Source organism: Clostridium tepidiprofundi DSM 19306, from assembly GCF_001594005.1.
Lineage (GTDB): Bacteria > Bacillota > Clostridia > Clostridiales > Clostridiaceae > Clostridium_AC > Clostridium_AC tepidiprofundi.
Genome location: NZ_LTBA01000005.1, coordinates 41,477 through 67,395, shown reverse-complemented (window position 1 = coordinate 67,395; position 25,919 = coordinate 41,477). Strand labels below are relative to the sequence as shown.

At 30.2% G+C, this 25,919-nt stretch carries 27 protein-coding genes; 2 read left to right on the top strand and 25 right to left on the bottom strand.

Annotation, left to right across the window (positions count from 1 at the left end; genetic code table 11):
- Window positions 1–27: 27 nt before the first annotated feature.
- Window positions 28–267 (top strand): hypothetical protein, encoded by a 240-nt coding sequence (locus CLTEP_RS04210; protein WP_066823094.1) that lies wholly within the window; start codon window positions 28–30, stop codon window positions 265–267.
- Between the two features lie 256 nt (window positions 268–523).
- Here the strand turns inward: CLTEP_RS04210 and CLTEP_RS04205 are convergent, their stop codons facing one another.
- From CLTEP_RS04205 to CLTEP_RS04195, 3 genes are all read right to left on the bottom strand, one after another.
- Window positions 524–1,381 (bottom strand): NAD(P)/FAD-dependent oxidoreductase, encoded by an 858-nt coding sequence (locus CLTEP_RS04205; protein ID WP_066823091.1) that lies wholly within the window; start codon window positions 1,379–1,381, stop codon window positions 524–526.
- Window positions 1,382–1,746: 365 nt separating this feature from the next.
- Window positions 1,747–2,061 carry a thioredoxin gene (gene trxA, locus CLTEP_RS04200; RefSeq protein ID WP_066823089.1) on the bottom strand — a complete coding sequence of 105 codons (315 nt, stop codon included), beginning with the start codon at window positions 2,059–2,061 and terminating at the stop codon, window positions 1,747–1,749.
- A gap of 164 nt (window positions 2,062–2,225) precedes the next feature.
- Window positions 2,226–3,671: a tetratricopeptide repeat protein gene (locus CLTEP_RS04195; RefSeq protein ID WP_066823088.1), complete on the bottom strand. Its 1,446-nt coding sequence runs from the start codon at window positions 3,669–3,671 to the stop codon at window positions 2,226–2,228.
- Window positions 3,672–4,046: 375 nt separating this feature from the next.
- Here CLTEP_RS04195 and CLTEP_RS04190 point away from each other — a divergent pair, with 375 nt between their 5' ends.
- Window positions 4,047–4,724 (top strand): tetratricopeptide repeat protein, encoded by a 678-nt coding sequence (locus CLTEP_RS04190; protein WP_066823087.1) that lies wholly within the window; start codon window positions 4,047–4,049, stop codon window positions 4,722–4,724.
- 141 nt (window positions 4,725–4,865) lie between these two features.
- On the opposite strand, the gene CLTEP_RS04185 is transcribed toward CLTEP_RS04190, so the two are convergent.
- The 22 genes from CLTEP_RS04185 to rplM all read right to left on the bottom strand — a co-directional run bounded on the left by CLTEP_RS04185 (window position 4,866) and on the right by rplM (window position 25,759).
- On the bottom strand, window positions 4,866–5,927 hold the full coding sequence (locus CLTEP_RS04185; protein WP_066823086.1) for a DUF4652 domain-containing protein: 1,062 nt from the start codon (window positions 5,925–5,927) through the stop codon (window positions 4,866–4,868).
- The gene (locus CLTEP_RS04180) at window positions 5,917–6,510 is read right to left on the bottom strand and encodes an RNA polymerase sigma factor (RefSeq protein ID WP_066823085.1); all 594 of its coding nucleotides are present in this window, start codon (window positions 6,508–6,510) and stop codon (window positions 5,917–5,919) included. Before CLTEP_RS04180 ends, CLTEP_RS04185 begins: the two co-directional genes overlap by 11 nt.
- A 232-nt stretch (window positions 6,511–6,742) precedes the next feature.
- On the bottom strand, window positions 6,743–7,072 hold the full coding sequence (locus CLTEP_RS04175; protein ID WP_066823080.1) for a hypothetical protein: 330 nt from the start codon (window positions 7,070–7,072) through the stop codon (window positions 6,743–6,745).
- A gap of 331 nt (window positions 7,073–7,403) precedes the next feature.
- A complete protein-coding gene (gene tnpB, locus CLTEP_RS04170; RefSeq protein WP_066823150.1) occupies window positions 7,404–8,492 on the bottom strand; it encodes an IS200/IS605 family element RNA-guided endonuclease TnpB in 1,089 nt (362 codons plus the stop codon).
- Between the two features lie 10 nt (window positions 8,493–8,502).
- On the bottom strand, window positions 8,503–8,901 hold the full coding sequence (gene tnpA / locus CLTEP_RS04165; protein WP_084364624.1) for an IS200/IS605 family transposase: 399 nt from the start codon (window positions 8,899–8,901) through the stop codon (window positions 8,503–8,505).
- A 129-nt stretch (window positions 8,902–9,030) separates the two neighbouring features.
- Window positions 9,031–9,891, bottom strand: coding sequence for a triphosphoribosyl-dephospho-CoA synthase CitG (gene citG / locus CLTEP_RS04160; protein WP_066823076.1), 861 nt, complete (start codon window positions 9,889–9,891; stop codon window positions 9,031–9,033).
- On the bottom strand, window positions 9,872–10,372 hold the full coding sequence (gene citX, locus CLTEP_RS04155; protein ID WP_161938348.1) for a citrate lyase holo-[acyl-carrier protein] synthase: 501 nt from the start codon (window positions 10,370–10,372) through the stop codon (window positions 9,872–9,874). The genes citG and citX overlap by 20 nt, the downstream gene beginning before the upstream one ends.
- 24 nt (window positions 10,373–10,396) lie before the next feature.
- Window positions 10,397–11,440, bottom strand: coding sequence for a [citrate (pro-3S)-lyase] ligase (gene citC / locus CLTEP_RS04150; RefSeq protein WP_066823072.1), 1,044 nt, complete (start codon window positions 11,438–11,440; stop codon window positions 10,397–10,399).
- 210 nt (window positions 11,441–11,650) lie between these two features.
- Entirely contained in the window at window positions 11,651–13,189 is a 1,539-nt protein-coding gene (gene citF, locus CLTEP_RS04145; protein ID WP_066823070.1) for a citrate lyase subunit alpha, read from the bottom strand.
- A 17-nt stretch (window positions 13,190–13,206) separates the two neighbouring features.
- Window positions 13,207–14,079: an HpcH/HpaI aldolase/citrate lyase family protein gene (locus tag CLTEP_RS04140; protein WP_066823068.1), complete on the bottom strand. Its 873-nt coding sequence runs from the start codon at window positions 14,077–14,079 to the stop codon at window positions 13,207–13,209.
- Window positions 14,080–14,091: 12 nt separating this feature from the next.
- Complete coding sequence (gene citD, locus CLTEP_RS04135) at window positions 14,092–14,358, bottom strand: citrate lyase acyl carrier protein (protein WP_066823065.1); 267 nt, start codon at window positions 14,356–14,358, stop codon at window positions 14,092–14,094.
- A 21-nt stretch (window positions 14,359–14,379) separates the two neighbouring features.
- Window positions 14,380–14,937: a Fe-S-containing hydro-lyase gene (locus CLTEP_RS04130; protein ID WP_066823064.1), complete on the bottom strand. Its 558-nt coding sequence runs from the start codon at window positions 14,935–14,937 to the stop codon at window positions 14,380–14,382.
- Window positions 14,938–15,210: 273 nt separating this feature from the next.
- Complete coding sequence (locus tag CLTEP_RS04125; RefSeq protein ID WP_066823062.1) at window positions 15,211–16,053, bottom strand: fumarate hydratase; 843 nt, start codon at window positions 16,051–16,053, stop codon at window positions 15,211–15,213.
- A 143-nt stretch (window positions 16,054–16,196) separates the two neighbouring features.
- Window positions 16,197–17,435 carry a methylaspartate ammonia-lyase gene (locus CLTEP_RS04120; protein ID WP_066823061.1) on the bottom strand — a complete coding sequence of 413 codons (1,239 nt, stop codon included), beginning with the start codon at window positions 17,433–17,435 and terminating at the stop codon, window positions 16,197–16,199.
- A gap of 166 nt (window positions 17,436–17,601) precedes the next feature.
- Window positions 17,602–19,062 (bottom strand): methylaspartate mutase subunit E, encoded by a 1,461-nt coding sequence (locus CLTEP_RS04115; RefSeq protein WP_066823060.1) that lies wholly within the window; start codon window positions 19,060–19,062, stop codon window positions 17,602–17,604.
- A gap of 13 nt (window positions 19,063–19,075) precedes the next feature.
- A complete protein-coding gene (glmL, locus tag CLTEP_RS04110) occupies window positions 19,076–20,473 on the bottom strand; it encodes a methylaspartate mutase accessory protein GlmL (protein WP_066823057.1) in 1,398 nt (465 codons plus the stop codon).
- A gap of 50 nt (window positions 20,474–20,523) precedes the next feature.
- A complete protein-coding gene (glmS, locus tag CLTEP_RS04105) occupies window positions 20,524–20,946 on the bottom strand; it encodes a methylaspartate mutase subunit S (protein ID WP_066823055.1) in 423 nt (140 codons plus the stop codon).
- Window positions 20,947–20,998: 52 nt separating this feature from the next.
- Window positions 20,999–21,967, bottom strand: a complete 969-nt coding sequence (locus CLTEP_RS04100; protein ID WP_084364622.1) for a GntR family transcriptional regulator — start codon at window positions 21,965–21,967, stop codon at window positions 20,999–21,001.
- Between the two features lie 259 nt (window positions 21,968–22,226).
- The gene (cwlD, locus tag CLTEP_RS04095) at window positions 22,227–22,940 is read right to left on the bottom strand and encodes an N-acetylmuramoyl-L-alanine amidase CwlD (RefSeq protein ID WP_066823052.1); all 714 of its coding nucleotides are present in this window, start codon (window positions 22,938–22,940) and stop codon (window positions 22,227–22,229) included.
- A gap of 103 nt (window positions 22,941–23,043) precedes the next feature.
- A complete protein-coding gene (locus CLTEP_RS04090; protein ID WP_066823050.1) occupies window positions 23,044–24,654 on the bottom strand; it encodes a Na/Pi cotransporter family protein in 1,611 nt (536 codons plus the stop codon).
- 246 nt (window positions 24,655–24,900) lie between these two features.
- Window positions 24,901–25,293 (bottom strand): 30S ribosomal protein S9, encoded by a 393-nt coding sequence (rpsI, locus tag CLTEP_RS04085; RefSeq protein ID WP_066823049.1) that lies wholly within the window; start codon window positions 25,291–25,293, stop codon window positions 24,901–24,903.
- A gap of 31 nt (window positions 25,294–25,324) precedes the next feature.
- Entirely contained in the window at window positions 25,325–25,759 is a 435-nt protein-coding gene (gene rplM / locus CLTEP_RS04080; RefSeq protein WP_066823048.1) for a 50S ribosomal protein L13, read from the bottom strand.
- Window positions 25,760–25,919 lie beyond the last annotated feature (160 nt).

The window sequence follows — 25,919 nt, the reverse complement described above, 5'->3', positions numbered from 1 at the left end:
GTTTTGTTAAATAAAGGAGTGTTAAATATGAAGCATTCAATTTTAAATAAGAAGTTCCTAGCAATTAGTTTATTTTGCATTTACTTTTTATTGATTTTACCTATTAATGTTGTCAATGCTAAACCACTCAACGATAAAGCTGAAAAACTATATAAAGAAAAAACTAATTCAATAGCAGTGTTCAAAAATTATGACGAAAAAGATATCTATCAGAGTTGTTCTATAATACACCAAATAAATGATTATATTCTTTCATTGTTTGGATAATGACATGCTAATTTAGTCTTGGCTGAAATGTTCGTTTTTGGTTATATTCCTTCGTTATTTGGCTTGTAACCTAACAAACAAGTTCGGCTAAATCAAAACATATACAGAGACCTTTCCACTAGAAAAGTCTCTGTTTTTTTATTTTTTATAAATTCTACAATACTCCCACCTCTATAAGTAAGATATTGAAGCTTTTTGATTTAGTTGAAGTAAACTATACTCCTAAATTCCCTATGTTTTGCTTTAGCTAAATAAGTTACTTCTTATCCAGATAAGAAACAGCACTTAATGCTGCAATTTGTCCCTCACCAGTAGCTTTCATAAATTGATACGGTTTACCAACACAATCTCCTGCTGCAAAACATCCTGCAATGTTTGTTTCCATGTTTCTGTTAACTTTTATATGCTCTCCTTCCATTTCAAGTCCTGGCATTAACTGACCTGGAGAAACACTATCCTTCAATACAAAAACACCATCTACATTTAATTCTTCATTCTTTAAAATAAGCTTTTCTGCACTAGTATCACCAGTAATTTCAATAGGTTTATCTTTAATTATTTCTATACTGCTGTTTAATGAATATTCTCCTTCATACATTGGAACATAATAAAGCTTGCCAGCAAGTTCACTCACATAATTAGCATCTTTCTCTGCATCTTTATTGTATGCTATAATTGCAACTTTTTTACCTTTATATAAAGGAGCATCGCACGTTGCACAATATCCAACACCTTTTCCTAAAAATTCTTCCTCACCTTTTAAAGGTTTTGTATACTCAACACCACCAGCAAGTATAACAGTCTTAGCTTCATACATCTTTTCATTAACCATTAAAGCAAAATATTCACCCATGGCATAAATATTGTTTATTCTTTCTTCTACAATATTTATATTCATAGCAGAAATATGCTCTTTGAATTTTTGCATTAATTCTTTTCCTGTAACATCAAACGATCCCAAATAATTATTTATCTTAGGTGCTTTTATCAGTTTATTGCTTAAGTTTTCAGTACCAAACAAAATTATTTTTTTATTTCTAATAACAGCATTGATAGCAGCTTCTAATCCAGCAGGTCCACTTCCTACTATAGCAATATCATATCTTTCACTCATAACAACACTTCCTTTCCTACTACTAAAACATAGAATACACATTATTATTTTATCAAATTATTAATACTTCTACTCTTTCAAGTATAAATCTTTCACAAGACTATTATTCGTATATATACTTCATTTTAACAGTGTTACCTTGTGAACTTGTATTGCTACTGGACATAATGGTTATGGGCAATATATTCATTTTCACAATATTACCTTGTGAAATACCACAACTTATAGAATATATACTTATCAAGTTATAAAATTCGTATTTTTTGTCTAGAGAATTATACGATTTTAAGAACTTTTCACGTATATAATACTTCTATAAGCTACGTTAAAAAAGGTATGCAATATACCTTGCATACCTAATTTTATTAAAGATTTCTTTCAACAAAGTTAACGATATCATTCTTAGGTCTAAAACCAATCATTGTGTCTTTAACATTACCTTTATCAAACACCATTACTGTAGGTATACTAGCTATACCAAATTGTTGAGCCAATGCTGGATTATCATCAACATTGATTTTAACAAATTTAGCCTTTGGAGCTATCTCCTTTTCAGCCTCTTCTATAACTGGTGAAAGCATCTTACATGGTCCACACCATTCTGCCCAAAAATCTACTACTACTGGTTTATCTGACTCTAAAACTTCTTTAACAAAACTACCTTGATTTACATGTAACATAAAAATCCCCTCCTATTTATGTGAATACTACTAATACATTTCCTAACCCTCTTAACATACCCCTGTGAGGTATCAACCACATTATCATTCTATACCTTAATAAATCATATGTCAATACCTTTTATCGATTATTATACCCAAATTTTATATTTAAAATCCATAAATTAATTACTACTATTCATTTTAATAATTTCATAGATATTGGAATTATTGTATTTAGATTTTGCGTATTCTGTATTTAATATTTTGGCATATTTCTTAGATTTATTTATATCAATATCCTTATATAACATTGCTAATCTATATAAAACTATTTCAATATATGTACCATTTTTTATATATTTTTTTTCGTTAAATTCCTTATTATACATTTCATAATACATAAGTGAATTTTCAATATCATTCATCTTTTCATACGATACTGCTAACATATACAAATCATGCTCATACAGATAATTTGCTTTTCCGTATATAATACCCTTTAAAAAATTTTGAACCGCAGCTTTATATTCTTTACTTTTATAAGCATCTAATCCTTTATTGTAATAAAATCCACAAGCGTATTCATTTAATAACTTTTTGGCTTTGCTAATAATAGCTCTCTCATTTATATTCAATTGCTTGCTATCCCACTCATCTACATATTTATAAAGTGACTCAATATCCTTTTTTTCTATACATTCGCTTACCTTATCAATAGAAAGTTTTTCTGGTCCTTTATCATATGATTTTTCGCCCTGTATTGTAGTATATTTTGAAGCTACATGAATTTCCTTATTAACTTTTCTATTTTCCCCCTCATTTGTTACACTACTTTTTTCGGTGCTTAACTCTTTATCTTTTCCCTTTTCTGTTTTATTATATATTGTTTTGTCTGCTCCATTATTTTCTTCACTATTTATTACTTTATACGTTTTTCTATTTGTACACTTGTCATTTTTTTTCTCAGCTACATATGAATTATTATTACATGTACTAATAATATTATCATTTTTATAAGATTTTATTTTGCTTATACCAAACTTGATAGTGAATATCAATAAAATCACTACAAAAAAGCTAAAAGAATATATCACCGCTTTTTTGAAATCTCTTTTTTTATCTATCACTCCTAGACTAATTAGCAGTTTTTTATTTCCTTTCGCAATTTTATTATTCTTATCTATTTTTAATACTTCATCAATACATACATTTGCCTTTTCAAATTCACCTTTTTTTATATAACATGTTGTTAAAGCATTGTTAATATTGATAGCATTAAAATCACTATTTTTGCAAAACTCTAATTTTTTTATTGCTTCATCAATTTTGATTTTATTAATCAAATCTATCGATTCTTCATAAAGCTTTTTATTATCAATATCATTTCTGCTATCATTTAAATACTTTTTTGACACCATATCATTATTTGCCTTATAATTTATTTCCCATACTCTTCTAGCTTCATTTATATCACCTTTAATATAAAGCAATAAACCTTTTAAGTTCAATGCAGCAGAATTTCGTATATCTAAAGCTATGCTTTTTTCACACACACTTATTGATTTGTCTATATAACCATTATTATACAGATTTATAGCTTTTTTATATAACTTATTAGTTTTTTTCATATACCATCCCAATCCTCGTTTTACTCTTTTGATAATTTTACAAATTTATAATCCTTATGATATTGATTATACAACTAATCTAGGTTTTTTTCATCTTGTAAATCAATATCTTTTTTATTCTCAAAAACAAGAATGTAGATATACGTGAACAAGTTCACTTATTTCTTTATTAATTCATAATTGATATATGATTACAATTTATGTATAATATAGACATGAGAATATATTAACATAAAATATATTAATTCTCAAATTGTTTATAAAAAGGAGTGTATTATCATTAAAAGGAAATACTTCGTATTTATTGCTATAACTATTATACTGATAGCTGCAATATTCAAATACAATCAAACTCTAATATACAAAGGTGACTTAATGTTTTCAAACTCAAACTTTCGTGAGGCAGAAAAGTACTATAATAAAGTATTTATCAGTGGATTGTTTTCAGATGAATCTTTATTAAATAATGCAAATACAAAATTTGAATTAAAAAAAATAAAAGAAGGTATTGATATACTAACTAAAATTGAAAACAAAGCTAAAAAATCAAATGATACAGATAAGTTAGAAATAATATACTATAATAAAGGTTATTATTATTATCACTTACCCGATTACAATAGTGCAATTAATTATTTCAATAAATATATTTCAATGGATACTAAAGATAATTTTGCTTACCCTTTAGCTCTTAAGTATCTAGGAGATTCTTATTTTCACATAAGAAATTACAATGAATCCATAAATATATTGAATAAGGCAATTGATGTTTCATTGAAAAAGAATAATTTTATAGTTTTATCATCTCTATACGAAAGACTAATTGATTGTTATATTACAAAAAATGACTATGATAAAGCATTAGCTATAAATGAAAAATTACTGAAATTAGATCCAAATGAAGTTCAGTATTACTTAACCAAATTTTATATATATAGACACTCAAAGGGAGTAGAATATGCAAACAAATATTTAGCTAAATTAAAAGAAAAATTTCCAAACAACGAAAAAGTAAATAAGTTTAACGATAAATTCAATAATACAAGCAAATAAGAAAATACTTATTATATCAAAATTATAAGGCTCCCACTTATAAAAGTGGAGCCTTATAATTTTGATATACTTATTACTAGACTATTTCATATCTACATAGCCTGTAAATGTTTTTGTGTATTCTAAGATTTCTTCTTGAAATCAATAACTGGAATTAGTTTGCTTTTGAGTATCAACTTTATATCCCTTAATAACACCTTTCTCTAAATGGTACTCATTCATAACATCATCATCATAAACAATAAAATCTAAATACAAATCCTTTCCACGCTTTGTAACCTTACATACCTGTTCTTTGGGTTTGGTATTGTACACTATTTTTGTTTCACCTGTATTAATATTTAAGTCGTATACATTTCCACCTTTGCTCACAGTACCGTATCCAAATCCAACTATAACCAAAATATTATCATCATCCCACCATTCTAAATACATAGGTGTATTCTGTTCTTTATTATCCTTAATGCTATAAACATTAACATTACCCGATTGCAAATTTTTGATATAAATATCGTGTATACCTAAATCCACATTTCTTATATCCATTCCCTCTATGCAAGCTGAAAATTTATTGTTGGGCGAATTTTTCCATGTAGTTATATTTTTTTCTCTCTCTTTTTTAGATGCCTTTCTTATATCAAACTTTGGTATATATACACCTTTTACGCTACCTGAATAACTTCTTATATCCTTAATAGCATCATTAGATTTTTCTTCCATTATTGAGGTTTTATCAGCTGATAAAAGCCCTGCTTTACTTCTCTCAGTTTTGACTTTTTTTGGTGAACGTTTTTGCACTGATTCAGTACTCATTGCTGAATCCATAGTTCCTTTGAGATAATTATTACCTTTAGAATTCCTTGCAACAATTGGAACAAAAATCAATAATACTGCTGCAGCCGCAACTGCTGACATATATTTGTACCTATTTTTTTTAATAAAAAACACTAATTTGTTTGTTTTGCTTTTGCTATATCTATTTCTATCAATTTTTTTCATTATATCCGCTCTTGAACTCGAAAACTCTATTCCATCAATATTAAATACACTTCTAAATTCTTCATCTATTTCTTTTTCTTTATTATAAATCTCTCTACAATTTTCACATTCTTCCATATGTTTTTCCATAGCAGATTTCATATCATGCGTAATATTATCCTCCAAATAATCATATAATCTTTTCTTAAAAACATTACAATCCACTACTAACACCTCTTTTCGTATCGTTTCTGTACATCTTGTAGTTATCTCTTATCTTATAGTACCGCCTTTTCACCGTTGAAAGATTCATTCCTAACACATCTGCTATATCACCAAATGTAATGTCTTGAGAATATTTCATAGTAAGTATTTGCCTATCAATGTCATCTAATTCATTTATAAAATCCTGCACCTGTTTTTTAGTTTCTCTATACTCCAATGCCTCTTCTGGCGATATATCTGAAGATACTAAATTTCTAGCATCTTCAATATTTGATTCATAAACCCTCTTATATTTTCTCATATAATCTATACATTTATTTTTTGCAATTTGAAGTATCCAATTTGTAAACTTTCTTTTTTTATCATACATGTAAAGCCTATTATATATTGTTATAAATACCTCTTGTGTTATATCCTCTGATGCTTCTTTATCTCTTATCATGCCATAAATAAACTTCAATATCATGTATTCATATTTATTAACTAATATATTGAAACTGTCCACATTCCCATCTAAAATATTTTCAACTAGTTTTATATCTTCCACTTCATCATCTCCAATCCCCCCATAAATATAATTCATTCACCAATCTCCAATCCCCGAAGCAAACAAAGGTAAAGTTATGCTAATTTACATTCAACTACCCTCAATATAAACAACGGTAATTTCTTTGCCACAATTTCTATGAACTTTCTCTTTATATAAGTATACGATAAAAATAAAGCAAAGTTCAAAAATCAGAAAAATTTCCTACACAACAAAAAAAGACTAACATACACTAAAACTAGCATTCATTAGTCTTGCAAAGACTAAATTATTTAACTGATTTTAAATAAGCTACATCATAAGTATTTTGTATAGTTACTCTTTCAACTTTTTCAAATTTCTGTTTTAATTCTTTAACATCTTTTGATGTATCTTTCACAGCCAACTCAATTACTTCTACTTTTTCACTTAAAGATTTCATAATCTGAATATGTTCTTTTTCATTTTGCCCTATATGACTACCTTGTACTTCCACTACAATATCAATCTTAGATTTTAATTCTTCCAAAATTATAGTATTTTTTTGTAATTGCTTTTTTATTGGTTCTAATTCATACTTTAGTATATCTCTTATGCCCTTTAGAATATCATTCTCCATATTTTCACCACCAATAATCTTATATTTACATTCTAACATTTATATTTTTAAATTTCAATAAACATATAAACCTTCAATTCGTAATTTAAATTTTTATCATATATATTACAACGAAAAAATGCAGTATGCAGAGATTTTTATAGTGAATATTAATAAAAAATATATGATATTAAATATTTATATTGCATATTACGAATTGAAGATATAAACTTCTTTTCGTGAACTACCCTCCACTTACTTCGTTGAAGTGGGAGCTTCTTGGTCAATATTCCTAATGGAGCAAGTTTACCCAAGCTAACAAGGTCGTCCCAACCTCTGATTATTACCAAAATTATATAGCTAATTTCAGTAAATTTTTACTAGCATTTATATCTCTATCATGATGTGTACCACATTTTGGACAAGTCCATTCTCTAAGTCCTAAGTTCTTTACTTCTTTGTTTTTATACCCACAATTAGAACATAATTGGCTACTTGCATAATTAGATGGTGCAACTATTATTGTCCTCCCGTACCAATCAGCTTTATATTCTAACATTCTTCTGAACTCAAACCATGACACTTCACTTATTGCTTTCGCTAGTTTGTGATTTTGTTGCATATTTTTTATTTTTAAGTCCTCAATAACTATAACTTGGTTTTCGTTAATTAATTGAGTACTTATTTTATGCAAGAAATCTTTTCTTTGATTAGCAATCTTCTCATGTAACTTAGCCACTTTTAATCTAGCTTTATATCTGTTATTACTTCCTTTTTTCTTTCTTGATAAATCCTTTTGCAATTTAGCAAGTCTTTTTTCAGATTTTCTCAACCATTTTGGATTACTAAAAAATTCTCCATCACTTGTTATTGCAAATTCTTTCAACCCTACATCTATACCAACTTTTTTCTCTATTTTAGGTAATTGTTTCTTTTCAGTATCGACTAATATTAATATATAATATTTTCCACTTGGTGTTTTTGATATAGTACAACTCTTTATTAATCCGTTGAACTCTCTATGTTGTTTTATTTTAATCATAGATTTTAACTTAGGAAGTTTTATTCTACTATCCTGAATATATACCGTTCCCTTTTGATTGTTAGTTGTATAACTATAATAATTACTTTTTTTACTTTTGAATTTAGGAAACCCAACAGACTTATTTCTAAAGAAATTTTTATATGCTTTATTTAAGTTTATTTGAGCATTAGCTAAAGCTAAACTATCAACTTCTTTTAACCAAGGAAATTCTTTTTTATATTGTGCAGGAGTTGGATATTTTACTTTCTTTATATCTAAATCCTTATTTTCTTCATATGACTTTATTCTATCAGCTAACATTTTGTTATATATAAACCTAGTACAACCAAAAGTTTTAGCTAGATATAGTTTTTGTTCTGAATTTGGATAAATTCTATATTTGTAAGCTTTTAGCAACTCCTTCACCTCATTTCTTCCCTTGATTTTGAATGTATTTCTTTATTACTTCTATGGGTGAACCACCTGTTGTAAGTAAACAGTAACTTCTTGACCAAAAATACTCTTTCCATAACTTCTTTTTTATTTGAGGAAATTCTTTCTTTATAAGTCTGCTACTAGCACTTTTATAAGCATTTATGAATTTTGATAACTCACTATTTGGATGTGCTTTGAATAATACATGAATATGATTATTGTCATGTTCCCATTCTTCTATTGTTATATTGTACTTTTGACTTATTTTCTCGAATATTTCTTTTAGTCTACTACTTATTTTGTCATCTATTACTTCTCTTCTATATTTCACTACCAAAACCAAGTGGTAATGCAATAAGAATACTGAATGATTATTTGTATCTAATTTCATTGGTATCACTCATTTCTATTATTTACTACTGATTATATTTTAACATAAAAAAATAATAGAAACAAGTTATTTTTACGCATCCATCTCCCACTTATAGAAGATGGGAGACTTCTGCTAGTTATGTTAAATTCATTTAAAGAATTTCTCCTTAACCATATGAAAGAACACCGTTACAGCAAGTAAATCTGCACTTCCTCCGGGACTTATCCCTTCTCTCGAAAAAATTCTATCTATATTGTTTATTTCTTTTCTACCAATTTCTGTGTTCATTCCCCCAATAGCTATAATATGTTTTGCTTTGTTTTGAACATATCTTAACTTTTCCAATGTATGTTTGTGCAAAATTGTTGTATCATCACAAAACTGCATTATTGAAAACAATGTGTGTACTAATCTATCATTTTCACTTAATCTATGATTCTCTTCATAAACTTTAACAGAATAATCAAAAATCAATGGAAGTCCTCTTTCCACTTGACCTCTTATGCCTTCCATACCATATTTTAAATATAGCTTTTCTCCATAAGTTAATTTTTTATTCTTATTCATATTTTTCAATTCAGTACTAACAATTCCATGAGTCATTTTCTTTATTATATCTGGAATATATAAAAAGTCTTTACTATCATGAATAGCTTTTGCTGTAGCTGCACACGATATTCCGAGTAAAAATATCATGCCTTTATGAGTATTTATTCCTTTTGTCTTTAGAAACATACTTTGTTCTGCTTCCTTACCAATTTCCCTAATCTTTTTAAATATAACATGTGGCTGTTCATCAGAATAGCCACATTGTGAAAAAACAACCATATATTTACTTAATACAGATGTGCTTTTTATAAATGTAAAGTAATCCATATCTTTATGAGCCCCTCTTGATACCGGTGATACTAGCCCCGCTGAAGGGAAACATGAAATCTCATAAAGCATTGACTGAAGTGCTATTTCACCAATATCAAAAGCTATATCTTTAATACTTGATATTTCCATAAAAATTCTCCATATATTCTTCATATTTTCTACTAATAAAGTTTTTAACTTCATCTATGTTATGCTTTCTAGATCTAACACAGTTATGAGCATATTCATCACATATAAAACACTTTCGTGGCTTCATATTAATATGCTTTCTGCCAATCTGCATAGCATTCTCATCATAAACATCAATGTCAACACATCTCCCTAGCATATGCCCATCTTCAATTTCTATTGCTACTTTCTTTACTTCTAAAGCCTTCTTATCAATTATAAAAATCAATAAAGGCCCTTCTGCTGTAAATGTAAGCAACTTGTAACATATTTTTAGCTTAAAGATTTGTGTCAAAACCATATCCATTATACCCAAAATATTTCTTGTCAAATTATTATCCTTATCTACTCCTGGATAATTAACCCTAGCTACTAATAAAGGTTTTTTATACTTTTTTTGAAGTTCATTTTGAAATTCAACCCTTTTTTCCCTTGCCTTCAAAATATCCTCTGCTTTATACATATTTTAATGTGGAGAATTACTAACCTTAATCTTCTCCATTATCTCCCTTCCTTCATTAGAATTTAAAAATTCCCATGTAACGCTCGGAATAAGCTCTTTCATTTTATCATATTGGTCTTCTTTTATTAATTCTCTAACCATTGAAGCACTTATCTTTATACCAGCATTTTCTTTTCTATTGATTATATGAAGTTTCACACCATATTTATTTAATGTTTCGTTTAGTGCATTATTATATGCCCTTGTAACATTACAATAAGGTTCTTCTCCAACAAACCTATCTGTTATATTGAATCTTGAACAAAAATATTTTGCAAATATACCAGCATCAATATTGGTATATGCTTTTAAAACTTCATCTTCTTTTCTTAAAAAATATGAAGGGAATGTAGCTGAAGAAATAATATACTCTCCACCTGGTATAACTTTTACGTTTTCTAAATCGCTTACACCTTTTTTTACCAATTCATATCTATACTTAAAAGGAAATAGCGATTTATCTTCTTCAACAATAAAAACCAATACTTCTTTTGATTTTCTAGCTGCACATTCAATTAAATATCTATGCCCTAAAGTAAAAGGATTACAGTTCATAACAAGTGCTGATTTTTCAGTAGTATTATCTATGTTATATTTATCTGCAATTTTATCTAGATACTTGTTTATGTCATATACTCCGTTTTCAAGCAAACAAACATTTTCTACTTCATATATATCCTTATAATTCATAGAAGTAAATATTTGTTTATTTTTAGGCTTTGTGAATATAAAATTATGATATGTTCCCTCTTCAAATAGTTTATTATTTAGAGCTGTTATAAGCTTATTGCTTATCCCCTCACCTTGAAGTTCAGGAGAAACAGCAAAACACTTAAAAACATTCTTAGCTTTTGAACAGGTAGCTTTAATATTACCATCAAGTCTTATTGCTATCGTATAGTCAACATTGTCATCCAATTTCAAGTCAAATTTTGCAAGAAAGTCCTTAATCTCATCAACTTGCTTTTTGTCACTTAAATCAATTTCTTCAATATTCATACCATACATACAAGCATCTCCAATCATTAGGTATATGAAATTATCAAAACATATCCACTTCAAGTGGCAACTCTACTCTATCTTAAGCAAAAATCTTTAGTTTCCCACTTAGGTGTATTGAAAAAATACCTAGTCAGCATGCAAATCTATACTTGCAAAGTTCTTAAAATTATATAATTCTCTGGACAAAATATGAATCTTACAACTTGATAAGTATAATTACAATGCTTTTCTAACAACATCAATAACAGTACCATCTCTATATTCTACTACTGCAACAATTTCATCAGATAATTGTATTGGCTTTGGCTTACCTGTCATTTTCTCAGCAATATTTTTTAATTCCTCAATATTAACTACTGGAAGATTTGATTTCTTAAGTTTTTCAATTAAATCTTGTCTTTTAGGATTTACTGCTATTCCTCTTTCTGTAACTATTAAATCAATACTTTCCCCTGGTGTCGTAACAGTAGTAACTTTATCCTTTATAATAGGCAATCTTCCTTTTATTAATTTAGTAACAACTATTGCAAGTTTAGAACCAGCTGCTGTATCGCTATGTCCACCTGAACCTCCCATTATTCTTCCATCTGAACCTGTAGTTACATTGACATTAAAATCAGTATCAATTTCTGTTGCCCCTAATATCATTATATCCAAATTATTTACTACTGCACCTTTATTATGAGGATTACCGTACATTGAAGCAGACATCCTCATATGTTTAGTATTAGTTGCACATGACTCAACCGCTTCTAAATCAAAACATTGAACATCAAATAAGTTTCTAAATAATCCTTCTTTGAGCATATCTACAATATATCCTGTTATACCACCTGCTGCAAAGCTTCCAACTATATTTTTATTTTTCATTATTTCTTTTAATTCAGCAGCAACTGCTAGTGAAATTCCACCCGCACCTGTTTGAAATGACACACCATCTTTCACCAATCCAGATGCTTCCATTGCTTTTGCACACATCTGAGCAATTCTAAGCCCAACTGGATCTTTAGTAATTTTTGTCGTTCCTGATACTATTCCTGCTGGATCCCCTATAGAATCAACCTTAACAACATAATCAACATACATTTGGCTAATCTCAATAGGACTTGCAGGATAAGGAACCAAATTATCTGTAATAGCTATAACTTTATCTGCATATTCTGCATCAGCAATGGCATATCCTAGTGAACCGCAAGCAGACTTTCCAAATAAACCATTTATATTGCCATAACCATCTGCAGTTGGTGCAGCTATGAAAGCAATATCAATATGCAAATCTCCACTTTCAATTAATCTAGCCCTTCCACCATGTGTATGCATAACGGCAGGTTTTTTTAGCAAACCATTTGAAACTGCATCTGCGACAGGACCTGACATGTAAGCAGCATATATACCAGTTACCACACCATCTTTAATATATTGAACTAAAGGAGCATGAACTGGGAAAATTGAAGTAGCCGCAATAGTAATATCTTTAATATTTCTTTTGGCCATAGCCTCTATAACCATGTTTAGTACATAATCACCATTTCTCAAATGATGATGAAATGATATTGTCATACCATCTTTTAAATCAATTTTATCTAATGCCTCATCAATACTATGTAAAAGTTTATTATCCATTGGAGTTACTGATTCAATTTTTACACTTGTCTTTTCTTTAATTCCCATATTTACAAAAGCACCTTTAAAAGGTTTTACTTTTCCATATCCATCTATGTATTCGGGTAACTCTCTTCCAATGCTGTTTTTCATATCACTACCTCACTTTCTTATAAAAGCCCTAGTATTTTAGCTAATTCTAATGTTGTTCTCGCTCTATTAATGATTGGAGCATCTACCATTTTACCATTTAATGAAAATACTCCCTTTCCTTCTTTTTCTGCCTTTTCTTTAGCTTCCATGACTTTTTTAGCATGAATAATCTCTTCTTCTGTAGGTGCAAATACTGAGTGCACTGTATCTATTTGTCTTGGATTAATACATGCTTTTCCAGTAAAACCTATGTTTTTTGCATTCATTGTATCTTTAGCTAATCCTATAAAGTCGTTAGTATCCGTAAAAGGAGTATCTATTGAATCTACTTTTAATGCCCTACATGCCATAGCAACTTTATTTCTTGCATAAAATATTTCTCTTCCTTCTTTTGTTCTCTTTATGCCTAAATCAGAAGTTAAATCTTCTCCTCCTAAAAGCACTCCTTCAACTCTATTTGAAGCTTTAATAATGTTGTATACATTTTCCACACCATATGCAGATTCAATTAATGCGAACAACTTAATACTTCCATTTTCATAACCTTTTTCTTTTTCTATTCTTGTTATCATTTCATCTGCTTTTTTTACTGCTTCTTCTGTAGCCTTTGGTATTAAAATTGTATCTGGCTTTACACTCGCTATTTCATTAATATCCTCTTCAGCATATTCAGTATCAAATGGGTTTACTCTTACTACAACTTCTACATTTGAATAATCAATATTTTTAATAGCTTCTCTAACTAATACTCTTGCACTATCCTTCTCTGTAAGACTAACTGCATCTTCTAAATCTAATATAACAGAATCCGCCCCTAATATTCCTGCATTTTGAAGCATACTTGGATTATTCCCTGGCATAAATAGCATTGTTCTTCTCAATCTTTTCATGGATTTTACCTCCTAAGCTGTAGCTCTTTTTACCGCTGTTTCTATTCTAGCTTTTATTGTATAATCTAATGCTCCTTTATCTTGAACTTTAAGCAATGCATTTTTTACTCCAAGCTCATTCAGAGTATTAAAAATCACTTTTTTAATTTCATCTCCAAACTGTTTAATTACAATGCTTTCAAGCTCTAATTCAATTCCGTTATTTTCATTTGGCATTATCATTACATATATATCATTGGATTCCAATGTACCCGCCTTAGCTGGTCTTTTTATTTCCATAGTATCACCTTCCAATATTTTTTACTCTCTGCTTTCTAAGTACGCTTTTTGACCTAATTCATAAAGATCATTTCCCTCACTATCTATTACAACTACCAAAGGTAAATCCTTTACTTCAAGCCTTCTTATTGCTTCAGCACCTAAATCATCATATGCAATTACTTCTGCATTTACAACAGATTTACCTATTAAAGCTGCTGCTCCTCCTATTGCCCCAAAGTAAACTGCTTTATTCTTTATCATTGATTCTACAACTTCTTTTGATCTCAATCCCTTACCTATCATTCCTTTTAATCCTATATCCAACAATCTTGGTGCATATGGATCCATTCTGTAGCTTGTAGTAGGTCCCCCTGAACCAAATGCTTTACCTGGTTTAGCAGGAGTAGGTCCTACGTAGTATATAATAGCATTCTTTACATCTATCGGAAGTTCTTTTCCTTCATCTAATAAATCAACCAATCTTTTATGTGCTGCATCTCTTGCAGTATAAATTATTCCTGATAACAATACAGTATCTCCGGCTTTCAAATCCCTAACCTTCTCTTCAGTCAAAGGAGTAGTTATTCTTTTCTCCATACCATTTTCCTCCAAATCTATTGATTATATAAATTAACACTCTAAAAACAAAGTCACCGTTCACTAGTCACCAATCACCAAAGCAGATTGTGACTTTGATAAAAATTAATACTTAACACCTTGCACTTTTCCTAGTACAGATACTGATATACAGATGTCAAATTTGTACTAGAGACTAGCGACTGGAGACTGGAGATTAAATCAAAATCACCAATCGCCAGTCACCAAAACACATTGTGATTTTGATAATTCCTAGTGCCTAATTCCTCATTGTTACAGTTCTTCCGAAGCATGACGTGTTACATGGCAATTAATATTTACTGCTACTGGAAGTCCTGCGATATGTGTTGGATAAGTCTCAATGTTAACTGCTAGCGCTGTAGTTTTCCCCCCAAATCCTTGTGGTCCAATTCCTAACATATTGATTTTTTCAAGCATTTCTTTTTCTAATTCAGCATAGAATGGATTCGAATTTCTTTCTGATACATCTCTTAATAAAGCCCTTTTTGCGAGGTTTGCTGCTTTATCAAATGTGCCTCCTATGCCCACTCCTACAACTATCGGTGGACATGGGTTTGGACCTGCTTCTTTGACAACTTTCAATATAAAATCTTTTACACCATCTATTCCATCAGCTGGTTTTAACATTTTTAACTGACTCATATTTTCAGAACCAAATCCTTTTGGTGCTACAGTTATTTTAAATTTATCTCCTGGAACTATATCATAATATATTACAGCTGGAGTATTATCCTTTGTATTAACCCTGTTTAAAGGATCTTTAACAACAGACTTTCTTAAATAGCCTTCAGTATATCCCTGTGCAACTCCTTCATTAACTGCATCTTCTATACTTCCACCAACTATATGTACATCCTGACCCATTTCTATAAATACACATGCCATACCAGTATCCTGACATATAGGCATTTTTTCATTTTTAGCAATCTCTGAATTAGTTATTATTTTTTCTAATATACCTTTAGCCGTATTCCATGTTTCTTCATTTTTGGCATTTATTATTCTTTCTTTTATATCACTGCATAAGTAATAATTAGCATCCATACAAAGTTTTTTTACAACTCTTGTTATATCAGAAGTATTTATTTCCCTCATTATTACAACACCTTTCCTAAACTGTTCTTTAGACTATTATAACTCAAATGTAAAAATTATTAAATACATACGTAGCTTAAAAGGCAGTTCTTAACAAACTGCCTTTTACAATATTTTAACCATGATATCCTTTTAATCTACTCTTATCTTCTGTTTACTAATGCTACAACTCTATTCATTTCATTGTTTACTATCATATATCCCTCGTCAACACCCATTCCTGGTTTAGCAAGACATTGAGTTGCTCCACAAGCCATTGCAATATTAGTTGTAACCTCTGCAGATCTGTTAGTTTCATTACAAGTACCACCACAGTATGAACCTATTCCTTTTTCATTACAATATAAAATAGCTTCTGCAATATTGTTTACTCCTCCCAAGTCTGGAGTTTTAATTTGAAGCATATGACCTGCTTTCTTATCAGCAAATAGTTTTACATCTTCAAGTGTGTTACACCATTCATCAGCAACTAATTCAACATTTATTCCTCTATTCTCTAATTCTGCAGTTAATGCTGCAAGTGCTTCAACCTGTTTTTCTCTATCCTCTACATCCATAGGACCTTCGATTCTTAATTTAAATGGTTTAGCAGCCTCTTCTAATGTTGCAATATAATCTGCCATAGCTTTTGTATCATAATTAAATGCAATACCTATTGTTCCATAAACATCAATATGGAATATTGGATTGTAATCCTCAGAAGTTCTTAATTCTCTAACTCTGTTGCTCATCCATTTTATATACTCGTATAATTTTTCACCTTTAGTTCCTAATTTTTCTTCAACATTATTGATTAGTGCATGAGGCATAACATCTGAACCCTTTATTATCATCTTATCAACATTTGCATATCTATCATCACCTGATTGAGTGAATATAGGCACTCTATCAATTTTTACACCAGTATTATATTCATCTCTTATTATCTCTGCCATAGTTACTTTCTTAGCTTTTGCTACAGCATCTAATATTGCTTGTGTTACACCATATCTGATTGCAGTATGTAATCTTTTACCATCAATCTGCATTTTATCAAATTCTTCAGCCAATGCTTTAAAGCTTTCTAACTCTCTTCCAATAAGCTTAGGAGCAATTTCTTTTTCAATAACTGGAATAAAATCCTTAGCTAAGAATAAAGGATCTCTTCCTCCTGCTCCAGAATATTGAACTGCCGCACAATCACCATAAGCTACTTGTCCATCTTCCAAAATTAACATAACAGAAATTGACTCCCCTGCCTGTCTAACTGAAGTAAATCCATCTGTAACGGGTTCTCCAACATATGTAAATCCATCATGCCCAGCACCTTTTTTTATTGCTCTTTGGTCATCAAAGTAAAATCCTGTTCTTCCTGCAGAACATACTACATCAATAATTTTCATTTATCACACCTGTCTTTCTCTGATTTTTTTTATACGTACATAAGGCATCTTCAAAAATAACTAATCAGTATGCTAGTATATTTGACTTGCCATTTTCTTTCAAACACCTAATTATCACTTAACAATTGGATTATTACCAACTGTTAAGTGATATATTATTTGTAAATTATTTTTGCTCAGGTCTTCCTATTAGAACTCCTTTACCAACTGCAAATATATCATCTACTGTCATCTGGAATCCTACTTTTCTTCCCTCAAATTTAGCTCTTTCTTCAAGCTTTTTCATATTATATTCCTTTAACTCATTTGTAAAAGGAACATTTCCAAATTTCAAATATCTAACAGCACCTTCATTATCTCTTGCAGGCATCATCTTACCAAAATTATATTTACTTGGAGCAAATGGAATATCTATTATTCCCATTTTAAATCCTTCAATAGTTCCTATAGCTAAATCGCCTTTTCCAATCTCAAACATCTTATCAATCATACATTTTGTTTCTGCTTTAATTATCTGTATTTCTGTTTTTAATTTATCAGACATTGCCATTTTCTGTCCTCTTAACATATTCAATGTCATCTTAGTAGCTTTAATTCCTTCTGCATTTGCCTCTTTTGTTGGAACACCTATTGCTTCATGAGGCGTCTTTACAATAACCTTTGTTGCTCCTGCCAATGCTGCAGCTGCTGAGCCTGTAGATATTACTCCAAATGCTTTTGCTTCATCTGAAGGGAAACCACCCATCCACTGATGGAAAACAGTTGTCAAATATATATCATCATACCCATTAGCCTTCAAATATTCGTTACATTGCTCTTCAAGTGCCATAATAGCAGCAACATCTTGTACTAAATTTCCACATTGACCATAACCAACAGTTATATTCTTAACTCCCTGTTCTGCTGCAAGTAAAGCTTCAATAATGGCAACCGCATTAGATGTACTTGGTGGTACTAATGTACCTGTTAAAGGTCCAAATGGCTCTCTATTTATTGAAACACCATTTTCTTCATAAATTCCTACTAATCTATCACAATACTGCCAATCAAGAATTGTTCTTTCTAAACTTACACTCTTTGCATACGGAATATTGTAAGATATTCCTCCTCCTTCATTAGAAGTCCATCCAGCAGCATGTATTATTTCGGAAAGAAGTCTAGCATCTGGTGTACCATGTCTAGCCTCAAGCGGTAAATTAACAGCCTCAAGTACCTTTTTACAACCATGCACACCATGATTTACACCTGGAAAACCATTTAACAATGATCTTCCCGCTTTTCTACTTTCAGTTATTCCAATTTCACATTCATCATATCTATTTTGTCTTGTATAACTATCAATTGTGCTAGGAAGTAAATCTGCTCCCCCTTCATCTTGAAGATATGTCAGTAGTTCTATATGCTTATCAATTAATGCAACACCTGCTCTAGGCTGAGCTAGCGTAACCCCCTCTTCCTTAGCCTTGATCAATTTCTTAGCAAAATTCTTGTGTTCTGGAACACTTTTACAATAATCAATTCCTTTTTTAATATCCTTAACGTCTTTACCTGTAGGCCATTGATTTAACACTTCTTCTCTTACTTTGAAAAATTGCTCCTCTGTCCACTTTTTATTTTTAAGTTCCACCTTTATATACCTCCTAGCTCACTTTCACTAAATACTTTTTCATTATTCTAACTGCCAAATCGGGCAATTCCTGTGCCAATAATCCCATTGCAGACAATATATACGTTTTATCCAATAAATATTTCGGATTTTGAGGTTTTAAATAATTAGCTTGTTGTTTATTAAATGTACCTGCTTTTAATATTTCCGCTGGATTATCACTGTGAACTAACACCCCACCTGTTCCTATCAAATACTTTACTTCCATTAAATCCTTACCAATCTGTGAATATATAGCCCCCATAGGTGTATACGTACATTCTATGGTACCAACATGTCTTGACATAGCTAATTCTGTTGCAACTTTAGCCATAGCCTCATCAAAAGCTATTTCACACTCAGTTTTAGGAACCATTTTTATATTTTCTGATCTGTACTTACAATTATTCAACACATCAATTTTCTTTTCCTTATCATTCAGATATTCTCTTATTTTTCTTGTACCTGCTGCTTCTAAAAGTGAGATTGCAGAATACCTCATTCCCAAATCTCCTTCAACAGTTCTTTTAGCAAAAGGTTCTTCAAGACCTCTAACTGTTACACCTGGTTTTGTTGGTTCTCCATCTGCTATTGAGTGAACATCTGTTGTTGCCCCTCCAATATCAATAACTATCAAATCTCCTATACCAGCTTCATCATCAGTTCCCTCACTTAAAGCCCTTGCTGCTTTTATAACTGCTGCAGGTGTTGGCATCAATATTCCATTAACAAATTCTTCTGCATTTCCTAATCCTTTTGCTTCCACTATCCTATTCATAAATATTTTTCTTATTTCTTCCCTAGCTGGTTCAACATTTAACTGGTTAAGTTTTGGCATTACATTTTCGGTAATACTGTAATCCATATTGTGCTCTTTAAATATTCTTTTTATATCATCATTTGCAACTTTATTACCTGCAACAACTATAGGTACATCAATGCCACTTTCAGCTAACATTTTTGCATTATGAATAATGCATTCCTTATTGCCCCCATTAGTCCCTCCAGCCAAAAGAATAATATCTAAATTTGAATTTTTAATTTCCTCTATTTCATCCAATGTAAGCTCAAAACTATAAATATCCAGTATTCTAGCACCGGCACCTAAAGCCGCTCTTTTCGCTGCTTCTGCAGTTAAATCTGGTACAAGCCCAATAGCTATCATTTTAAGTCCACCAGCCGCTGACGAACAAGCAAGTTTTTTTACAAAATTTACATTATTGTTTTCCATTAATTTCTCAAGCTTTTCATATGCTTTATTGAAACCTACCATTATGTCATCTTCTATAGTAGTGATATCTTTTGCTGTTGCAATTATTTCTTCATTCTCGATATCAACTGCAGTTAGTTTGGTATACGTACTTCCAAAATCAATCAATAAGTAAGCATCCATTCTCCCACTCCCAATCAATCGCATACACTGCAATTTTCATAAGCTTATCGCTATTTTATATTTAAATCTTCTTTTAAATCAGCAATAGTTGTTTCAATAGGTGTTCCTGGTGGATATACTCTATTGAATCCCATTGCCGTAAATCTTTTATATACATCATCCCATTCTTGCTTACCTACTACAATATTCCCCCCAACATAAAGAAATATATCTTTTAGTCCTGCTTCATCACATTTTTCTCTAAGTCCTCTACAATCAATTTCTCCATGTCCATACAAAGAAGATACTATTATAGCATCAGCATCAGTTTCCACTGCAGCATTTATGAAATCTTCCTGCGGTGATAAAACTCCTATATTAATTACATTAAAGCCTTCTTCTGTCAATGCATAATCAATTATTTTATTACCTACAGCATGACAGTCTGAACCTATTACCCCAATAACCACTGTTTTGCCATTTTTCTCTTCCATAGTGACAAAGTCCTCCTAATTAAATTTATATATATGTAAAATAATTAATAAACTATTTATCATAACCTATTTCAACAATCTTTGACTTAAGTGCCTTTACTGAACCATCATCAAGTCCATATTTGAATTCAATTATCTCTCTATTAAAGGTATTTAATTTACTAACATCCTTATACCTTCCTGGTGAAACCACTATAACATCATGACTGCTAATAAAGAGTTTAAGTTTTTCTTCATCAAATGTATTTGTAAATTGAATATTAATCTCACCTAATCCAGCTTTCTCCAATGCCCCTCTAACTTTAAACATAAATTCTTCTGATATACAAACAAATCCTAACTTTGATGTTACAGGATATCTAGCTATCTTAACTATTGTTTCCAAATCTGGACTAATTGCAACTCCAAATACTTCTTTTTTTAAATCTTTTGTTAGCTCATACACTTCATTTACATGATTAAATGTAGATATTATAACTTGTGCCTTATTCAGCTTTCCTACAGTATCAACATCCATAGCTCTTAAATCTGCTACTGTCAGAGGTATAACATTCATATTCGTTCTCTTCGATAATTGCTTACTGAACATTTTAGCTTGTTCAATATTGCACTCAACATATACTGAAACCATTTTCTTCATGAGTTCTTTTTTCTCTCTAACTCTATCATTTACCAATTGTAGAAAACCCTCAATATCCATTCCTGATTCAAAGGCTTGTTCTAAAGCTAAATCCAAAAATTTTAATATCTTATCTTTCTTATCTTTATCCTGCCATGAAATTACTTCCTCTATAACGAATGTTCCCTTACCTTGATATGATTTTAAAACACCTGCCTGCTCTAACTCTTTATATGCTGTACTAATAGTATTTCTACTAACTTTCAGCTCTTTAGATAGTTCTCTCTCGGTAGGCATTTTACTTCCAACCTTGATTTTCCCCATTCTTATTAAATCCATTATCTGTTTTTTTACCTGTAAATATAACGGTACCCCACTTTTTCTATTTAATACTATTTCCATATACATCACTCCTTAAACAAACAATGGATTAATGGATTAATCCAATCATCAAAAATATAATATCACACTAGTTCATAAAATACAATAATTTTTATAACAAATTATATTTTTGTTTTTAAACATGTTATAACTACACAATCAGTATATGTATGTTAATATTTTTGGTTAAAATATTACATTTATGTAATATGAATTATTTATTTCTTAATAATGTATTATTATTAAATCACTTATAAAAGCGGCGAAAATGGACTTTTTATTAAAGTCCATTTTCGCCGCTTTTATAATATTCATCTACTGAGTTTGCAATCGATTCTGCTATTTTATTCTGATATTCATCTGTTGTCAATTTTTGAGCTTCAGTCGGATTTGATAGAAAACCACATTCAACTAGTACACTAGGCATAGTATCATGACATCTCAAAACCTTAATAGAGTTATTGGCACTTTTTTCAACCCTCTTGTTATTGTTATCTAAATCCTTCTTTAAATTTTCCTGAATAATATGTGCCAAAATTTTGCTTTTTTGATAAGATGAATACCATACTTGAGCACCATAATACTTACTTTGTTCAAATTTATTTTGATGGATACTAATAAACATATCGCAATTAGATTCTATCTTCATTTTACACCTATTGCTCAAGTCTTCTATTTTTTTATCCCTAACTCTACCTTTATCTGAATATAGTCCAACATCCTCTTGCCTTGTCATAAGAACCTTATATCCTTTATCCCTTAGTATATCTCTTAATTTTAATGCTATGCTCAAATTTATATTTTTTTCAACAATACCACTTTTAGATATTGCCCCTCCGTCAATACCTCCATGTCCTGGATCAATTAAAATTATTTTTGTACCAACATTATTATTCATTGCGTCTATGGTTTTTTTATAATTTACAACTACAATAACAGCAGCACAAATACATATTGTAACTAAACTATAGATCAATTTTCTATTGTTTTTCACATCATCACTCTCCTAAATAGAATTCGTCCATAATACATTCTATTTTAATTATGCTGCACTTTATTCTAAATTATAAAAAAAATGACCCCAAAAGGTCATTTTTTTATTCATTATATATAGACTCAGCAATATTCATAGCGTGATCACCTATTCTCTCTAGGTTGCTTATTATATCCAAGAAAACTGCTCCAACAGTGGCATTACAAATTCCTTGATTCAATCTCCTAATATGAGATGCTCTTAATTCCTTTTCCAATACATCTATTCTTTCTTCAATTGCTTTAACTTCTTTAACTTTATTTTTATCTCTTGTATTAAATGCCTCAATACTCATATCAACAGCATTCAGTGTATACTTATACATTCCTTCAAGCTCTTCCATAGCCTCTTTTGAAAATTGCAACTTCTTTTGTATTTTTTCACTTGTTAAATCCACAATATTCTCTGCATGATCGCCTATTCTCTCTGCATCATTAACAACATGAAACATTGATGTTACTATCTCTGTTTGATTTTCTAAAAGCTCTGATTTTGATAATTCAACCAAAAACTTTGTTATTTCATCTTCTAATAAATTAATTAATTTCTCGTTCTTGTATACTTGTTCTATAATATTATTATCATTTTCTTTAAAAGCCTTAATTGCTAAATCATAATTATCTCTTGCTAATCTTGTCATTCTTAAAACCTCTTGTCTTGCTTGCCCTACGGCTATAACAGGAGTTTCTAATAATCTCTCATCTATGTATTTAACACCATATTCATCTCTTTCATCTTCACCAGGTATTAATTTATTTACCACATTTACAAATACTTTAATAAATGGTATAAAAACGACAGTATTTACTACATTGAAAAATGTATGGAAATTTGCAATCTGTCTTTTAGGTAAATTTGAACTAGATGCAATCCAGTCAACAACTGGTGTAAACATAATTAAAGGTATAAATACCAATGCTCCAATGATATTAAACATTAAATGAATTACAGCAGCTCTTTTAGCATTCTTTGATGTACCTACACTCGATATTAGTGCTGTAACACATGTACCTATATTACATCCTAAAATTATAGGTACTGCAGTATGTAAATTTAGAATTCCAGTCGCTGCAAGTGCAATAAGCATAGACGTTGTAGCAGATGAACTCTGTACTATAGCTGTTATTGCTAAACCTGCAAGTATTCCTAGAGGTATGTTTCCTTCTAAAGTTGAAAGCAAATTGGTAAATGCCTGCGAACTTCTAAGTGGATTCATTGCATCTTTCATTAAATGCATTCCTAAAAACAATATACCAAATCCTAAAACTATATTTCCAATTTCTTTTATATTTTTTCTCTTCGTAAATAATACTATTAATGCTCCAATACCAAGAAATACTGGAATTAATGCTTCAACATCTAATGTAATCATTTGAGCTGTTATCGTCGTACCTATATTTGCACCCATTATTACTGCTGCTGCTTGAAATAAATCCATTAATCTAGCATTTACAAATCCTACTACCATTACAGTTGTTGCACTACTGCTCTGAATAATGGCTGTAGCCAATGCTCCAGTAATTACACCTTTTATTGGATTAGATGTAATTTTTTTAAAAATAGACTTTAACTTCTCACCTGCTGCATTTTCTAAACCATCACCCATCATTTTCATACCATACAGAAACAATCCTAATCCTCCAAAAAGGGCAACAATCATCTGTACTATTTTCATATTATCCCTCCATATTATAAAATTATATAGACACATAACTCCATTTTCATAATACATCAATTAGTTATACAAGTTAATAGTTTTTCATTTTTTTAACATGAATTTAAGCTACTTAACATAGATTTAACATAACTCAAATTATTTATACAAATATCGATGTTTTACTTTAACAAAATAAGTTCATTTTCAAAATCTACGTAAAAAAAGAGAGAAGTATAATAACTTCTCTCTCGAACAAGCAACAAATTATCTCTTTGAGAACTGTGGAGCTCTTCTTGCTTTTTTAAGACCGTATTTCTTTCTTTCTTTCATTCTTGGATCTCTTGTTAAGTATCCAGCAGCTTTTATTTCTGGCTTCAAAGTTTCATCAGCTTTTACAAGTGCTCTTGCAATACCATGTCTGATTGCTCCAGCTTGACCTGTGAAACCTCCACCATGAACATTAACTAATACATCGAATTTTTCTTTAGTTCCTGTTAAAACTAGTGGTTGATTAACAATAACCTTTAAAGTATCTAATCCAAAGTAATCATCAATATCTCTTTTATTTATTACAACTCGCCCTTCTCCTGGTACAAGTCTAACTCTTGCAACTGACTTCTTTCTTCTACCTGTTCCAAAATATTGAACTTTTGCCATTTTTCTTCCTCCCTCCAGCACTTATCGAATATTAATATTTCAATTCTAATACTTCTGGTTTTTGAGCTTCATGATTATGCTCTGGTCCGCTATAAACCTTCAATTTTTTAAGCATCTGACGTCCTAATTTTCCCTTTGGCATCATTCTTCTAACTGCTTCATAAAATACAAATTCAGGCTTTTTAGCTAAAGCATCTCTATATGACATTTCCTTTAATCCACCTGGGTATAATGAATGGTGTCTTAATTTTTTCTGTTCTAATTTCTTACCAGTCAATACAACTTTATCTGCATTAACTATAATTACAAAATCTCCTGTATCAACATTTGGAGTATATATTGGTTTATGTTTTCCTCTTAAAATAGATGCTACCTGACTTGCTGCTCTACCTAATGTCTTTCCTTCAACATCAATTACATACCATTTTCTTTCTACTTCATGTGGTTTTGCTAAGTATGACTTCATTTTTCTCCCTCCCTGAACTTACATGAATAATCTATACGTAAAAGACCCGGGGCTAGTGGATCTTAACATACTATTACAATAACAACTCTAACAATTATAATACATTCATCCTAGTGTGTCAAGATATATACGCTTATTAAAGTGAATAAAACACACTATA